Source organism: Streptomyces incanus (genome assembly GCF_042656345.1).
GTDB lineage: Bacteria > Actinomycetota > Actinomycetes > Streptomycetales > Streptomycetaceae > Streptomyces > Streptomyces incanus.
The window spans coordinates 1-14,266 of the sequence record NZ_JBHSPC010000141.1 but is presented as its reverse complement, the minus strand read 5'-3'; the positions used below and the strand labels follow the sequence as shown (position 1 = coordinate 14,266).

Genomic DNA, 14,266 nt, shown 5'->3' with positions numbered 1-14,266 from the left:
CGGGGGCCTCCAGGGACTCCAGCTCCTGCATCTCGACCTCGACCAGCTCGAAGTTCTCCGGGGTGATCTGCTTGTCGTTCATGGCTTTTCTCCTTGGTTGGGTGGTGCGGAGGGTGGGGTGGTGCGGAGGGTGGGGTGAGCCGGCCGGTGGCCGGCTCGGTCAGGCCGTGATCAGGTGAGGCTGGCGGCGATCGAGACGATCGTGATGCCGACGCTCACGCCGATGCTGGTGGCCCACCCGGGGGCCTGCACGGCCTCGAGCTCCTGCATGTCGAGCTCCTGCAGTTCCCGCTCGACGATCGGGGTGTGGTTCGCCATGGTGTTCTCCTTGAGTCCGGCACCCCGTCTGTCCGGGGCGCTGTTCGCGGGGGTGGTGCGGGTGGTGCTGTTCCGCCTCCGGGTCGGGCTGTCAGCCCGTCAGGAGGAGCTTCGGGGAGCCGTCCGCGTGGGCCGGCTCGGTGGCCTCGGCGAGGAGCGCGGTGATGTCGTCGGCGCTCAACTTGGCGAGGGTGGGAAGTCCCGCGCCCCAGGCCCGCACACTGCGCAGGGCGATGTCGCGGCGCAGGCGCGGTGAGAGGCGCAGGGTGTGGTCTGTCTGCCAGCGCAGCATCAGCTGCCGCAGGCCGTCCTCGGGCTCCGGTGCGAGCCAGGGGACCTGGTGGCGCAGCCGCTGCCACAACCGGTGGATGCGGTCGGCGCTGCCGAAGCGCAGGTCTCCGTCCAGGGCCCGCCGCCACACCGCCGGCCACAGGGCGCACACGGCGCGCATCTTGGCGACGCCGAGGAAGGTGGACAACTCGTTGGCGATGGCCCAGCACTTGACGGCGTAGGGGTCGCGGCCGACGTTGATCTGTCCCAGCTGGCTCTCCGCGCTGAGGTGGGCGAGGCGCAGCCGTGCCGTCGCGGGGGCGGGCCGGCCTTGGGCGAGGTGCCGGGCCAGCTCGTCTCCTGCGGTCAGCAGGCCGACGGCGAGTTGTTCGACGGCCGCGTCTTGTTCGGGCAGGTCGAGGGTGTCGCTGCTGTACGGGATGAGGGTCCGGAAGACCGCCTCGAGGGCGCCGTCCATGACCAGGGGTGCGGGCAGTGTCTCGGTGGCCTCGGCCGTGTGCAGGGCGGCGAAGGGCTTCAGGGAGCGGCCCATCGCGATGCGTTTGGCGTCACGGTGGGTGAAGCAGGCGACCTGTCCGGCCTCGCTGCCGGTGCCCAGGGTGGTGGGGACCGCGAGGACGGCAGCGGGTTCCTCCCAGGTTCCGGGAAGGGCGATCAGTCCGCTGCGCTGAGGTGAGGTGAGGTAGCGCAGGAGTTCGGGCCGGCGGCCGGCGGCGGCCGCGAGCTTCGCGAGGTCGAGGGTGCTGCCCCCGCCGACGCCGACGATCAGTTCACCGGGGCAGAGCCGTGAGGCGAGCGCCTCGACGGCCCGGACTCCGCCGTCGGCCGGGGTGAGCGCCCGGGTGGGCGTGATCCCGGCGCGGGTGATGCCGTCCTGGACCGCCCGGGTGACGGTGTGTCCGGCCACCGCGGGGTCGGCGAGGAGGGTCACCCCGGTGGGACGCAGTTCGCGCAGAAGCACGGGGATGCGGTCGTAGGAGTCGAGGGAGGCGGACACGGCGTTCAGCTCCTCGAGGCCTGGGCGGCGGCCGGCAGCAGGCTCTCAAGTCCCGCCTCGACGCAGGTCACGAGTTCGCTGACCTCCTCGCGCCGGTAGGTGAGGGCGGGCACGAGCTGGATGCCGGAGGGGCCGGGGTGGACGATGGCGCCCGCCTCGCGGATCCGGGTGACGAGGTCGCCGACGTCTGCGCCGGTCAGGTCGCTGCCGTCGGGGTGGACCAGGCGCAGGCTGCGGAAACATCCGGTGCCGGTGGCCTCCGTGACGAGCGGGTGGCGTTCGAGGAGGTCGGTGAGTTCCCGGTGGAGCCAGGCGGCGACGTCCCGGCCGGCGGCGACCGCGTCGAGCCGTTCCATCTCGGCGATGGTGGCGCTGATGGCGGCGCAGGCCAGAGCGGTGGCCCCCTGGGTCTCGGCATGGGCGAAGACGGTGTCGTGCTCGGTGAGGGCCTGGGCCACGCCGTGCGAGACGACCAGGGCGGCGGCGGGGCAGGCCCCGTTGGTCAGTCCCTTGGAGGTGACGAGGACGTCGGGGAGGCCGGGCCAGCTCTCGGAGGCGAAGTAGCCGCCGGTGCGGCCGAAGCCGGTGGCGACCTCGTCGGCGACCAGGAGGAAGCCGTGTTCGTCCCGCAGGCGGACCAGGGCGGCCACGTACTCCTCGTCCAGAGGAACGGTGCCGGTGCCGACGACGGGCTCCACGACCACCGCGGCGACCTGGCGGCCGAAGGCGGCCATGAGCCGGCCGAGTTCGGCGGTGTCGTTGGGGGTGACATGGCGGATCAGGCGCTGGTCGACCCCGTAGACGCGCTGGCCGAGGTCCTCGCCGGTGAGGGCGAAGCCGCCGAAGGTCAGTCCGTGGAAGCTGCCGCGGAGGGCGACGACCAGGTTGCGCTGAGGGGCGCCCTGGACGGCGTGGTGGAGCCGGGCGAGTTTCATGACGGCGTCGTTGGCGACGCCGCCGCCGGTGGAGAAGAGCACCCGCGCGTAGTGGTCGGGCCCGCAGACACGGACCAGGTCCTCCGCGGCACGGCGGGCGTAGACGTTCTCGAAGCGGAAGGATCCGAGGTAGGAGGCGTTCCGCGCCGCTTCGGCGATGGCTTCGGCGATGTGCGGGTTGTTGTAGCCGAGGTTGACGTTCCACAGTCCGCTGTCGCCGTCGAGGACGGTGCGGCCGTCCGCGAAGGTGACGCGGTGTCCTTGCGCGCCGGTTGCGCACAGCCGGTCATCGCCGTGGCTGGAGGGCGGGACGAGGTAGGGCCAGAGCGCTGTCATCGGAGGGCTTCCGTGGTCAGGAGTGTCACGCGGTGACGCTCGCCGGGCTGGGTCAGGAGTTGGCGGGAGACGACGGTCAGGCCGGCCGCCAAGAGTTCGGTCTCCAGCCGTGGCAGGTCCACAACGGCCACGTGGTCGGTGCATACGGGCACAGGGCTGTCGTCCGGTGGCGGATCGGCGGGCAGCAGGGTGACGGTGCGGCCCGCTGCGCCGGCGGGCCAGTGCTCGTGGAACTCGTAGCGGGTGCCGCCGACGCCGGTGAGACGTTCGGCCGTCTCGTCGGGTCCGTCGGTGTCGCCGCGCTCCATGACGGTGAGCAGGAACGTTCCACGATCGGTGAGGTGGGACAGGACGCTGTGGTAGAGGCCGGCGCGGCCGTCGGCGTCGAGGAGCGAGAGCGAGGTGGTGCCGAGCAGGACGTACGGGAAGCGGCGGCCGAGGTCGAAGCCGGACATGTCGGCCTGGACGACGGTGCAGCGCTCCCGCATACGGGCGGGGACCTTGGCGAGTTCCGCCCGCAGCAGGTCCAGCATGTCGGCGGAGAGGTCGAGGGCGGTGACCTCACGGCCGACCGCCAGGAGCGGCAGGGTGAACCGTCCGGCGCCGGCCGCCAGGTCCAGGACGGGGCCTCCGGCGGCTCGGACACCGGCCAGCAGGGCCCGGGTCTCGTAGTCGTCGTAGGTGGTGAGGTCCTGGTAGAGGGGGGCGCCGAGGGCGTCGTACAGGCCGCACAGGCGGGCCCGTGGACCGAGTTCGGCGATGCGCCGGGCGGCCAGGGTCTGCGGGGCGGGAAGCGTGGGCGGGGCGAGGGTCGTCATCACGCGGCCACCGGGACGGGCAGGGACAGGGAGACGCCGTGCCGGGCGAGGAGCGCGGCCACCTGCTCGTCCCAGCCGTCCGGGACGAGGCCGGCGGTCCGGCCGCCGGTGGCGATCAGGCACTCCAGGGCCTGGGCGGCGCGGACGTCGACGGTGAACAGGCGGCTTCCGTCGACGATGTACGCCTCGTCGTCCCGGTACAGGACGAGGGGCAGTGCGGGGTCGGCGAGGTCGGCGCGGGCGTTGGATCCGGCGAGCTGAGGGGCGAGCCGGGATCCGAAGCCGGAGACCTTCAGGCCGGTGATCCCGCGGGCCGCGAAGTTGCGCAGCGCGTTGACGGCCCGGAGGTAGCGGGCCAGGTGGGGGTGGTCGGCGGAGGCGGTGTCCAGGGCGGCGGAAGTCAGGATCCGGCCGAGGCCGGCGGCGCGGGGGGAGATCTGGCTGTGCCGGGCGACCAGGGGCTCGAGGCTGTCGCCGACGGTGCCGAGCACTCCTCCGGTGGGGGAGACGGACAGCCGGCCGTCGTGGTCGGCGTAGAGCCGCAGGGCGGGGCCGTCGCCGGGAGCGGCCTGGCCTCCGAGGGCGGCGGGGTCGGCAAGAACCACCGAGGAGGTGACGAGGAAGTCGGGGAAGACGCCTTCGGTCACGGCCCGGTCGGCGTCGGCGAGGAAGGCCTCGTGATCGGCCTCGTCGAGGACGCGCACGAGGGTGGGGCCGAAGACCGTCATGAAGGGGCTGGCGGCGTAGGAGTGGGTCTGGAGGAAGAAGTCCTGGCCGTTGGAGAACTCGCCGCCCGGTTCGGTGAGGCTTCCGTCGTAGCCGGTGGCGGGGGCGGGTACGCCGGTGCCGTCGTCGGGGGCCAGCAGGAGGGTGTCGGGCCCGATCAGCCCGGTAGCGATGACGGCCGGGATGTGCGCGGCGTCGGCGAGGACGAGCGTGCCGGTGCCCGTGGCCGGGGGTGTGCCGAGGGAGGTTCCGGTGGCCCAGGAGATGAGGTTCTCCTTCAGGCGGCCACGGTCAATGGTCATGCTCATGCCATTACATCCTTCGTCGGTCATCTGCGCCTCCGCCGCCTGATGAGGCGTCGGGGCATGTCGGCGGAGTGCGGTAGGAGAGTGCCGGGGGTCAGGAAGCGGTGACGGCCCGCAGGATCGAGGACAGGTCGGAGAGCGCCTCGCGGGATCCGAAGAGCTTGTTCACGGCGGTGGTGTTGAGCACGATCTCGTCGACCCCGGCCTCCTCATAGGCCCGCAGGGCCTTGATGGTCTGCGCGAGGTCCCCGCCGGCGAACGCGCCGGTCTCCACGACGCCGCGCGCCACGTCCGCGAGCTGTCCGGAGCCCGTGTCCACGCCCGCGCGGCCGAGCATGTCCAGGTAGTGCGGGGCCTGCATGTGGCCCGCGTTGCCAGCCAGGGCCAGCCGTTCCGGATCCGCCCCCTCACGCCCTTCCTTCTCGAGTCCCGCGGGGACCATGGCGACCACCCGGGGCAGGGAGGTCCGGCCCGCGCGGGCGGCTCCCTCGGCGACCGCGGGCAGGATGACGTCTTGCAGATAGCCGGGCGGGGTCAGCCAGGTGATCACGACGTCCGCCACCTCGCCCGCCAGCCGTGCCATGCCCGGCCGCAGTACGCCCAGGCCCACGTCGACCCGGGGCGCCGCGGCGGGGGTCAGCTGCCCCAGGAAGGGGTAGTGCGGGCCCGTCGACTCGACGACCTCGCCGTCGAGCAGTCGCCGCACCGCCGTCACGTACTCACGTGCCGCCTGAAGCGGCTTGGCGTACGGGGCGCCCATCAGGTTGGCCTGGAAGGCCTGTCCCCCTGGCCCGAAGCCCGCGATCACCGGCTCACCGGTGGCCATGGCCACCGACCGTGCCTGCATGGCCGCCTCGTACGGGTGACGCAGCGGCATCAGCGTGACCCCGAAGCCCGTCGGCACCCGGAACCCGGCACCGGCCAGACCGGTGAAGGTCTGGTGCGGCTCGAGCAGCATGGACTGTCCCTGCCAGAGGCGGACGGCCCCGGTCCACTGGACCAGACCGGCGAAGGGCAGGGCCTGCTCCAGCCGGCGGGGGACGCAGGGGATGAGCACGGAGTAGTCGGTCATGGCGGTCGGATCTCCTCGGTCGGTCGCCGGCGGGCCTCTGGCTACTGCCAGTCGTTGTTGTTCTTCGACGGCGGCAGCACGCCGGACAGCAGGCCGCCCACCTCGTCGAGCAGACCGCCGAACGTCAGGCCGGCAAACGCGGCCGCCGTGTGCTCCGCCGGCGCCTCGGCGGCAAGCGCCGTGCCCTGCCCCAGGCCGGTCAGCAGACCGGCAGCCAGCAGACCGGCGACGGCACGCGCACGGTGACGGGACGACAGCGTGCTGCGGGACGCGATGCGGTTCACGGGCTCTCCTCGATGCTCGGCGCGGGCCGTGCGCCCTGCGCTGTGGGCGTTTCCTCCTGGCGAGAAAGACTCTGCCGTCACACAAGGGCCGCCACGAGGCCGTCCGCGCGCAGCTTGCTGCACGTCCGTTTTCCTCATCCTGCACGGCGCCCTCACGAAGCAGGCCCAAACCTCCCTCTTCATCGGTATTTCGCCATTGACAGCCAAGTTCGGCCATCTGAAGATTCCAGGAACTGACGTCCCAAAAGATCGTCAACGGGGGGAATCCATGGGGAATTTGCTCGCGTTTCTGGGGATGACCGAGGACGAGGAGCGGGTGTACCGCGCTCTTCTGCGCCGCGGTTCGTCCTCGTCGGTTTCCGGCCCCAACGCCGACGAGGAGCCCTTGGAGGCGGGCGAGCCTGACCGGGAAACCATGGAAAGACTGCTGGTCCTGGGCCTGGCGACGCGGGCCAACGAGGTGACGCGTGCGGTCCCGCCGCCCCGTGCGGTCGACGCCCTCATCGACCGCCGGCTGCAGGCCCTGCGGGACGAACTGGAGAGCGAGGCCGATCGTCGGTCGGTCATCGAGACGCTCTTCCTGGAGTGCTGGCCGGCTGGTCCCTCGGCCCGCACCGGCGATGTCGGCGGGGGACAGGCGATCACCCCGCTGCACGGCATCGAGGCGGTCCGGGGAGCCATCGACGAGCTGACCTTCTTCGCCCGCACCGAGGACCTGACCACCGAGCCGGCCGGAATAATCACCCCGGAGTCCATCGCTGTCTCACGCCCGATCAACATGCGTCTGCTGAGACGGGGGGTGCGGCTGCGCATGATCGTGGGTGCGGCGATCCTGCAGGACGAGGTCACACTCACGTACATGCGCGAACTGGTCTCCCACGGGACCGAGGTGCGGGTCTCCCACCAGCCGATAGAGAAAGTGATCATCGTCGACCGGTCGGCGGCACTCACCCCCATCGACCCCGCCCACACCGCCCTGGGCGCCCTGCTCGTACGTGAACCCGGCCTCGTCACCACACTGGTGACGCTCTTCGAGCGGATGTGGGGGGCGGCGGAGGAACTCCCCCACGAGGACGTGGACCTTCCCTCGGATACCGAACGGGAGATCCTGGCGATGCTCAGGGAGGCCGACAAGGACGAGACGGCGGCACGCCGCCTGGGCATGTCCGTGCGCACCTACCGCAAGCACCTGGCCGCCCTCATGCGCCGGCTCGACGCCACCAACCGGGTTGAGGCGGCTCTCATCGCTCACGAGAAGGGCTGGCTGAACTGACCTGCCCGTCGCGTGCCGCGGCCTACTGGGGGTGCCGGTAAGAACCGTGTCAGTGCGCCACGAGGCGCTGTTGTTTCGGACGGAGGTGGAAGACCACCGTCGCCTCGCCGTCGTAGCGGTGGGGTGAAGCTGGAGGCAGCCTGAACCGGGGATCGCCGGGAAGGGCGAGAGCAGCCTCGACAAAGTCGGGCCGGCCCAGCACTGCCGGACGGTGCGGGCCCGGTGAGCGAGACGGGAAGGTATACGCGAAAAACCGGCGTCATTACGCCTCTTGAGTTCTTGCCAGCTCCAATCCGGTGGATATGGGCTGGTCAGCGGTGCGCAACCGCCCGGAAGGGCGGCGAACTCCCGTTTTGGTATTGACCGCTTGGGCCGGGAGGCCACGACGAAGGTCTACGGCGTAGTCGTGGCGAGGCCGCAGGGGCAGAGCCGGGTGCCTGACCCGTCAGCCGAACAGCAGTGAACGTGGGAACCGCTCGTATCCGCTCCCCGCAACCCGGCCCGCCAGGCCGGTCAGCGGGGACAGGCGCGATGCCTGCCGATGGGTGCGAGCGGGGCGGAGCCGTCGTAGTACTCGGAGCCGGGAGAGCCCGACAAGCGGACTGCGAGGAAGGCCGCCGCCAGGAAGTCCGCGGGCAAGGCGTCAGGCACTGCGAAGACGGCCCGGCCCACCCCGGTCGAACTCATCCGCCGCCACCTCGCCGAGCAGAGCGAACCGCGCTCCGCCGCGGAAATCTCCGCCGCGCTCGGCCAGACCCACCCCGAGCGCGGCATCAAGGCCAAGGTCGTACGCGTCACGCTCGAAGGACTCGTGGCCAAGAGCCCAGCCCAGCGCACCAAGCCGGGCGCCTCGGTCTTCTACCCCCCCCACCGCACCAAAGCCCACCACTGCCGCCCGGGCCGAGAAGCGCCCCGAAGACGCTGACCGCTGAAACGGGGGGGAGGCGTTCTCCGTCACCCGCCTCCCTCTGCCGGCGGCAGGGCCGATGGGACCACCCAGCGGGTCACCTGCCGCCACCCGAGCCCCGAACTCGCCTTGCGCGCCGCACTGCTGTTGGGGCTCCTTGAAAATCCCCAGCCCCGCTCTTCGTCCCCCCTCCCCCCTTGGTTGTGGGCTTGACCAGGGGAGCGGGCCAGTCTGATGGCCGCCAGATTCGAGGGGCGTCGCGGACTGTCAGGGGTGGCCACAGGCCATCGCGGGGCGGCGCTCGAAGAACCCCTGACCGGCCGCGGCGCTCCCGCACCCTCCGGAAGCCGGGCGGACCCGCTTCTGTGCCTGAGCGCTCCGGTTGCCCGACTGGTCAACCAGAACGCCCAGGGGAAGTGCCGGCCGGTGCGGTCGCCGGAGACGGGGCACCACCCCGGCGTCCGGTCAGCGGGTGGCGAGGAACTCGAGCGTGTCGATCACGCGGTTCGAGAAGCCCCACTCGTTGTCGTACCACGCGACCACCTTCACGTGGCGGCCGTCGACGCGGGTGAGGGCCGAGTCAAAGATCGACGAGGCGGGATTGCCCGTGATGTCGGACGACACCAGCGGGTCGTCCGAGTACTCGAGGATGCCGGCGAGCGGCCCCTCCGCTGCGGCGCGGTACGCCGCCAGCACCTCGTCGCGCGTCACGTCGCGGGCGACAGCCGTGTTGAGTTCGACGATCGAACCCACCGGCACCGGTACGCGGATCGAGTCGCCCGACAGCTTGCCGTCAAGGTGCGGCAGCACCAGGCCGATCGCCTTGGCGGCGCCGGTCGTGGTCGGCACGATGTTGACGCCGGCGGCCCGGGCGCGACGGGCGTCGCGGTGCGGACCGTCCTGCAGGTTCTGCTCCTGCGTGTAGGCGTGCACCGTCGTCATGAACCCGTGCTCGATACCGGCGAGTTCGTCGAGGACCGCGGCCAGCGGCGCGAGCGCGTTGGTGGTGCAGGAGGCGTTCGAGACGATCGTGTGCACGGCCGGGTCGTAGGCATCGGTGTTGACCCCGAACGCGAGCGTGACGTCGGCGCCGTCCGACGGCGCGCTGACGAGCACCTTCTTCGCGCCCGCGTCGAGGTGGGCGCGGGCGGCCTTCGCCGAGGTGAAACGGCCGGTGGCTTCCAGGACGATGTCGACGCCGAGTCCGGTCCACGGCAGCTGCGCCGGTTCGCGCTCGGCCAGCACCGTGATCCGGCGGCCGTCGACGACGAGGGTGTCCCCGTCGACGGTCACCGGGCGCCCGAGCCGGCCGGCCGTGCTGTCGTAGGCCAGCAGCCGGGCGAGCGTGGCGGGCTCCGTCAGGTCGTTGACGGCGACGATCTCGAGGGCGCTGTCGCGTTCCAGCAGTGCGCGCAGCGCATTGCGTCCGATGCGGCCGAATCCGTTGATGGCGATGCGAGTCATGAGTGATGTCCCTTCCCTTCCGCACCAGGCTCGCCCGCGGCTCACGCCGCTGACAGTGGCGGGATCGCCAGGGTTCAAAAGGATCTCGCCACGGTGCTATTCGCCCCGGGTGAAGGTGCGCCGGTACTCGCTCGGTGTGGTGCCGAGGATGCGCTGGAAGTGCAGGCGCAGGTTCGCGCCGGTGCCGAGCCCGATGTCGGCGGCGATCTGTTCGACGCTGCGCTGCGACCGTTCGAGCAGTTCGCGGGCCAGGTCGAGGCGGGCGCGCATCACCCACTGCATCGGCGTGTAGCCGGTCTCCTCGACGAAGCGCCGGGAGAACGTGCGCGGCGAGACCCCGGCCTGCCGCGCCAGTACGTCGAGGGTGAGGGGCTCGCCGAGCCGGTGCAGCACCCATTCTCGGGTGGCGGCGAACCGCTCGCCGAGCGGCTCGGGGACGCTGCGCGGCACGTACTGGGCCTGGCCGCCGCTGCGGTAGGGGGCCGCGACCAGGCGGCGGGCCGCGTGGTTGGCCGCGGCCACTCCGAGGTCACCGCGCAGGATGTGCAGGCACAGGTCGATGCCGGAGGCGGCGCCGGCCGAGGTGAGCGTGCTGCCCTCGTCGACGAACAGCACGTTCTCGTCGACCTGGACGAGCGGATGCCTGGCCGCGAGTGCCCGCGTGTAGTGCCAGTGCGTCGTGGCGCGCTTGCCGTCGAGCAGGCCCGTGGCGGCGAGCGCGAAGGCGCCCGTCGAGATGGCGGCGAGCCGCGCACCCCGGTCGTGGGCGGCGATCAGTGCGTCGACGACGGCCTGCGGCGGGTTGTCGCGGTCCGGGAACCGGTAGCCGGGGACAAAGACGATGTCGGCCCACGCAAGCGCGTCGAGGCCGTGGGCGACGTAGTACGCGAGGCCATCACCGCCGGTCACGAGACCGGGTGTCGCCCCGCACACCCGCACCTCGTACGGCATGCTCGCGCGGGTCGTGAACACCTGCGCGGGAATTCCGACATCGAGCGGCTTCGCACCCTCGGGCACAAGGACGGCGACGCGATGCGGGCGGGAGGCTGGCACAGGAAGAGGTTACGTGGGGCGTGACTTCGATACGCCCACTGCGCGGACCGGGCAGACGACACACCGGCCGGACCGTCTTCCACGTTGCAGTCCACCGCCCGTCCCACCCGTCGCCCGCCTCCAGCCGATCCGGGACCAAACCCGCGCTCAGGGGGAACCTCTGGCCTCCACGCTCTCCAGGACCCCATCAGCCCCGTCGGGCCAAGTCGGCCGCTCACGGGAAGCGCTCGGTTACGGCTTCACAGCCATCGGCCGCCTCGCTGGGTGGGGAACACGAGCAGGTCCGGGGAACGAGGTGAGCGCTGGTGGAGAATTTCGGGGCTCTGTCCGCAGTTCCGTGAACCCCCAGGTCAGCGGCGGGAACGACGGATCGTTTCGGCAGGGTGTTTGTTGCCATGGCGAGCAAGACGGTCGAGGCTGTGCTGTTTCCCGGCATCGAGGTGCGGGTGGAGGGGGTGAGCGACTCCTCCGACGTCTTGGTGGTGGAGGCGGTGTCGACGGCTCGTCCGGGCCGGTGCCCAAACTGCCAGAAGCAGGCAAGGCGCGTACACAGCGCGTATCAACGCACCCTGGGCGAAAGACCGTCGGGTCCTCGCCGGGTCATCGTCCGGCTGCGGGTGCGCCGGTACTTCTGCGGCCGCAGGAGCCGTGGCGGCACGACGTTCGTCGAGCGGGTGCCGGACCTGTCCGCGCCGCACCGCCGCTCCGGCACCGGGCTGACGGGCCGGCTGCGGTCGATCGCGATCGAGCTCGGCGGCCGTCCCGCCGCCCGGCTGTGCCGCCAACTGCGGCCGGCCGCGGGCCGGACCCGGCTGCTCAGGCTGCTGACGGCGCCGCCGGTGCCGGACCGTGCCCCGCGGGTGCCGGGGGTGGACGAGTTCGCCCTCCGCACGGGCCGCGCCTACGGCACCGTGCTGGTCGACGTCGAGGCCGGCCGGGCCGTGGACGTGCTGCCCGACCGCACCTCCGAGACATTCGCGGCCTGGCTCATCGACCATCCCGGCGCCGAGATCATCTGCCGGGACCGGGCCAGCGCCTACACCAAGGCGGTCAGGGAAGCCGCCCCCAACGCCCTCGAAGTCGCCGATCGCTGGCACCTGCTGCAGAACCTGTCCGCCGCGGTGGAGAAGGCCTGCCACCAGCACCGTGACTGCCTGCGCAAACACGCCGAGGCGGCCGAGGCGCCCGAGGCGGCCGAGGCGCCCGAGGCGCCCGAGGCGCCCGAGGCGCCCGAGGCGCCCGAGGCGCCCGAGGCGCCCGAGGCGGCCGAGGCGGCCGAGGTGCTGTTGCCGCCCGCGGAGCTGCCCCGCACCCAGATCATCGAACGCACCCGCCACCGCTACGAGGACATCCACCGCCGGCTGGAGAAGCGCTGGACGATCAGCGCGATCGCCCGCCGGCTGGACCTCGACCGCAAGACCGTGCGCCGCCTCCGCGACACCGACCTCGACCAGCTGCTGGCCTCCACCCGCGAAAGGCGCCCCAGCGGCGTCCTGGCGCCGTTCCAGGGCCTACCTGAACACCCCGCTTCACCGCGGCGCAAGGCCAGGTCGGCGGCACCCGGCTGTTCCTGCAGATCCAGGCCCGCGGCTACCGGGGCAGCCGCCAGGCCGTCCGCAAACACCTCGCCGCCCTGCGGGCGGGCACCGCCGAACCGGTCCGGGCCGACATCCCCAGCCCCCGCAGGCTCACCTCCTGGATCATGCGGCCCCGCGAGACCCTCACCGACAGCCACAACGAGCGGCTGCTACAGGTCCGGCCCGCCCGCCCGGACATCACCCGGGCCTGCGCCCTGGCCCCCGCCCTCGCCGACCTGGTCCGCCACCGGCGCGGACACCTGCTGCTGGAGTGGACCCGGCAGGCCGAAACGGCTGAGCCCCGCCTCCTCCCACCTGGAGGAGGCGTTCTTACGGTGGGTGCTCAGCCCGGCCGTGGATGCGTCGATCGTTTCGCGGGTGCACAGCCAGCATCCGGTCACCGTGAACGGGCGTGCCTACCGGCTGGATTACCTGATCGCGGGTGAGTCGTTGCGGTTGGCCGTCGAGCTGGACGGGTTCGCCTTCCACAGTGACCGGGCCGCGTTCACCTACGACCGGCTGCGGCAGAACGATCTGGCCGCCACGGGCCTGACGGTGCTGCGGTGCTCCTACGATGCGGTGCGGGCGGACACCGCGCGCTGTGTGGCCCAGTTGCAGGCGATGCTGCGGCAGGATCCGCTCCTGGCGCCGCTGGTGACTGCCGTGCCGCGCATCGAGATCCCGGACATGGCCGGCGGTCCGATGCGGGCGGCCGGTCCGCCCGGCTGTGCCGAACGGCCTTCAGGCGGGGCGTACTTCGCGGTGTGCGGGCCAGGGTTGAGGTTCCCCTCGTAGCGTGGAGTCCGTGACAGCAGGGGGTGTCGGTTGCCATGGCGGAGAAGCGTCGTAAGTTCGCGGCGGAGTTTCGTGAGGGGGCGGTACGCATCGTGTCGGAGACCGGGAAGCCGGTCCCCGAGGTCGCCAACGACCTGGGGATCAACGAGACGACCCTGGCGAGCCGGGTGTCGCGGGCGAAGCGGGCCGGGAAGACCACGCCGGAGGACGAGGGCGCGTTGCTCGCCCGGCCGGCGGCGGAGAACGCGGCGTTGAAGAAGGAGAACAGGGAGCTGGGGATGGGGCGTGATGTCCTCAAACGCTGGTTCGGGGGGATCGGCACCCGCACCGCAACGGTGGAACCGAAGGCGTCAACACCAAGACCAGGCTGATCGCGCGGCGGATGCGCGCTCGGGCACGCTTCCGCCTCCTCCGCCACCGCATCCTCCTCGGTTGGCGTCACCCTCCGTCACCACCGAATGCGAGACAGGGCCGAACGATTTACAGTCCTTTGGGCCGGGCTGGCAGGGCGCCCTTGTCCGGATTTATGATGGGGCGCCCGGGTGGGTGCGTGAAGCGGGGCGTCACAGGGGGGACCCCGGCCCGATTCCAGCGGGCCGGGGTCTTTATGTTGTGCCGGGGTGGCGGTTCGGTCAGCGTCCGCCGCGTCCGCCGCGTCCGCCGAAGTCGTCGAAGTCGTTCTTGATGACTCGGAAGCTGCCCACCACTCCGTCCTTGACGAAGACGCCGCCCTTGACGTGGCGGGGGAACACGCCGTTGCTGGAGCTGTGCGGTCCGACGGTGGCGATGGGGGCGCCGTTGTCGCAGGTGGCTCCGCGGAAGACCTCGACGGTCCTCCAGCTGTCGTTGCGGACGTTCAGGCTGCGGGAGCCCAGGCCGCTCACGACGACCATGCAGCCGCCCGGGTGGGCGGAGAACGACCGCTCGTTGATGTGGATCCGGCCTTCGAACTCTCGCTCTTCGAAGCCCCGGCCTTCGTGGCCCCGCTCTTCGTTGCCCCGGCCCTCGAAGCCCCTTCCTTCGTTGCCCCTGCCCTCCTCGCCCTTGCCGGATTCGCCGCCCATGGGGGCCGAGGCGGGGGCGGCTGCCTGCTGGACCACGGGGGCGGCCTGGGC

At 71.9% G+C, this 14,266-nt stretch carries 14 protein-coding genes; 3 read left to right on the top strand and 11 right to left on the bottom strand.

What is annotated here, in order from left to right; all coding sequences use genetic code 11:
• Window positions 1-171 precede the first annotated feature (171 nt).
• The 7 genes from ACFP2V_RS34675 to ACFP2V_RS34645 form a co-directional block, all read right to left on the bottom strand.
• Window positions 172-318, bottom strand: coding sequence for a daptide-type RiPP (locus ACFP2V_RS34675; protein WP_381219346.1), 147 nt, complete (start codon window positions 316-318; stop codon window positions 172-174).
• A 91-nt stretch (window positions 319-409) separates the two neighbouring features.
• Window positions 410-1,606, bottom strand: a complete 1,197-nt coding sequence (mpaC, locus tag ACFP2V_RS34670; RefSeq protein WP_381219344.1) for a daptide-type RiPP biosynthesis dehydogenase — start codon at window positions 1,604-1,606, stop codon at window positions 410-412.
• A 5-nt stretch (window positions 1,607-1,611) separates the two neighbouring features.
• Complete coding sequence (gene mpaD / locus ACFP2V_RS34665) at window positions 1,612-2,877, bottom strand: daptide-type RiPP biosynthesis aminotransferase (protein WP_381219342.1); 1,266 nt, start codon at window positions 2,875-2,877, stop codon at window positions 1,612-1,614.
• Window positions 2,874-3,695 (bottom strand): daptide-type RiPP biosynthesis methyltransferase, encoded by an 822-nt coding sequence (gene mpaM / locus ACFP2V_RS34660; RefSeq protein ID WP_381219348.1) that lies wholly within the window; start codon window positions 3,693-3,695, stop codon window positions 2,874-2,876. The genes mpaD and mpaM overlap by 4 nt, the downstream gene beginning before the upstream one ends.
• A complete protein-coding gene (gene mpaB / locus ACFP2V_RS34655) occupies window positions 3,695-4,729 on the bottom strand; it encodes a daptide biosynthesis RiPP recognition protein (RefSeq protein WP_381219340.1) in 1,035 nt (344 codons plus the stop codon). The genes mpaM and mpaB overlap by 1 nt, the downstream gene beginning before the upstream one ends.
• A gap of 91 nt (window positions 4,730-4,820) precedes the next feature.
• Entirely contained in the window at window positions 4,821-5,798 is a 978-nt protein-coding gene (locus ACFP2V_RS34650) for an LLM class flavin-dependent oxidoreductase (protein WP_381219338.1), read from the bottom strand.
• 41 nt (window positions 5,799-5,839) lie between these two features.
• A complete protein-coding gene (locus ACFP2V_RS34645; protein ID WP_381219336.1) occupies window positions 5,840-6,082 on the bottom strand; it encodes a hypothetical protein in 243 nt (80 codons plus the stop codon).
• 268 nt (window positions 6,083-6,350) lie between these two features.
• Here ACFP2V_RS34645 and ACFP2V_RS34640 point away from each other — a divergent pair, with 268 nt between their 5' ends.
• Entirely contained in the window at window positions 6,351-7,355 is a 1,005-nt protein-coding gene (locus tag ACFP2V_RS34640) for a helix-turn-helix transcriptional regulator (RefSeq protein WP_381219335.1), read from the top strand.
• A gap of 513 nt (window positions 7,356-7,868) precedes the next feature.
• On the opposite strand, the gene ACFP2V_RS34635 is transcribed toward ACFP2V_RS34640, so the two are convergent.
• The 3 genes from ACFP2V_RS34635 to ACFP2V_RS34625 all read right to left on the bottom strand — a co-directional run bounded on the left by ACFP2V_RS34635 (window position 7,869) and on the right by ACFP2V_RS34625 (window position 10,779).
• Entirely contained in the window at window positions 7,869-8,042 is a 174-nt protein-coding gene (locus ACFP2V_RS34635) for a hypothetical protein (RefSeq protein WP_381219334.1), read from the bottom strand.
• Between the two features lie 685 nt (window positions 8,043-8,727).
• The gene (gene gap / locus ACFP2V_RS34630; protein ID WP_381219333.1) at window positions 8,728-9,726 is read right to left on the bottom strand and encodes a type I glyceraldehyde-3-phosphate dehydrogenase; all 999 of its coding nucleotides are present in this window, start codon (window positions 9,724-9,726) and stop codon (window positions 8,728-8,730) included.
• Window positions 9,727-9,822: 96 nt separating this feature from the next.
• Entirely contained in the window at window positions 9,823-10,779 is a 957-nt protein-coding gene (locus ACFP2V_RS34625) for a GlxA family transcriptional regulator (protein ID WP_381219331.1), read from the bottom strand.
• A 395-nt stretch (window positions 10,780-11,174) separates the two neighbouring features.
• Here ACFP2V_RS34625 and ACFP2V_RS34620 point away from each other — a divergent pair, with 395 nt between their 5' ends.
• Both ACFP2V_RS34620 and ACFP2V_RS34615 read left to right on the top strand, forming a co-directional pair.
• Window positions 11,175-13,151, top strand: coding sequence for an ISL3 family transposase (locus ACFP2V_RS34620; RefSeq protein ID WP_381219329.1), 1,977 nt, complete (start codon window positions 11,175-11,177; stop codon window positions 13,149-13,151).
• Between the two features lie 35 nt (window positions 13,152-13,186).
• The gene (locus ACFP2V_RS34615; RefSeq protein ID WP_381219327.1) at window positions 13,187-13,522 is read left to right on the top strand and encodes a transposase; all 336 of its coding nucleotides are present in this window, start codon (window positions 13,187-13,189) and stop codon (window positions 13,520-13,522) included.
• A 261-nt stretch (window positions 13,523-13,783) separates the two neighbouring features.
• On the opposite strand, the gene ACFP2V_RS34610 is transcribed toward ACFP2V_RS34615, so the two are convergent.
• Window positions 13,784-14,266: hypothetical protein (locus ACFP2V_RS34610; RefSeq protein WP_381219325.1), on the bottom strand; the 483-nt coding region annotated here is incomplete at its 5' end.

What these genes read in the sequence shown, in the direction of transcription:
- ACFP2V_RS34615 (WP_381219327.1), top strand. Translation starts at nt 13,187, where the DNA reads ATGGCGGAGAAGCGTCGTAAGTTCGCGGCGGAGTTTCGTGAGGGGGCG.
- mpaB (WP_381219340.1), bottom strand. Translation starts at nt 4,729, where the DNA reads ATGAGCATGACCATTGACCGTGGCCGCCTGAAGGAGAACCTCATCTCC.
- ACFP2V_RS34640 (WP_381219335.1), top strand. Translation starts at nt 6,351, where the DNA reads ATGGGGAATTTGCTCGCGTTTCTGGGGATGACCGAGGACGAGGAGCGG.
- ACFP2V_RS34620 (WP_381219329.1), top strand. Translation starts at nt 11,175, where the DNA reads ATGGCGAGCAAGACGGTCGAGGCTGTGCTGTTTCCCGGCATCGAGGTG.
- ACFP2V_RS34635 (WP_381219334.1), bottom strand. Translation starts at nt 8,042, where the DNA reads ATGAGTTCGACCGGGGTGGGCCGGGCCGTCTTCGCAGTGCCTGACGCC.
- mpaM (WP_381219348.1), bottom strand. Translation starts at nt 3,695, where the DNA reads ATGACGACCCTCGCCCCGCCCACGCTTCCCGCCCCGCAGACCCTGGCC.
- ACFP2V_RS34650 (WP_381219338.1), bottom strand. Translation starts at nt 5,798, where the DNA reads ATGACCGACTACTCCGTGCTCATCCCCTGCGTCCCCCGCCGGCTGGAG.
- ACFP2V_RS34675 (WP_381219346.1), bottom strand. Translation starts at nt 318, where the DNA reads ATGGCGAACCACACCCCGATCGTCGAGCGGGAACTGCAGGAGCTCGAC.
- gap (WP_381219333.1), bottom strand. Translation starts at nt 9,726, where the DNA reads ATGACTCGCATCGCCATCAACGGATTCGGCCGCATCGGACGCAATGCG.
- mpaD (WP_381219342.1), bottom strand. Translation starts at nt 2,877, where the DNA reads ATGACAGCGCTCTGGCCCTACCTCGTCCCGCCCTCCAGCCACGGCGAT.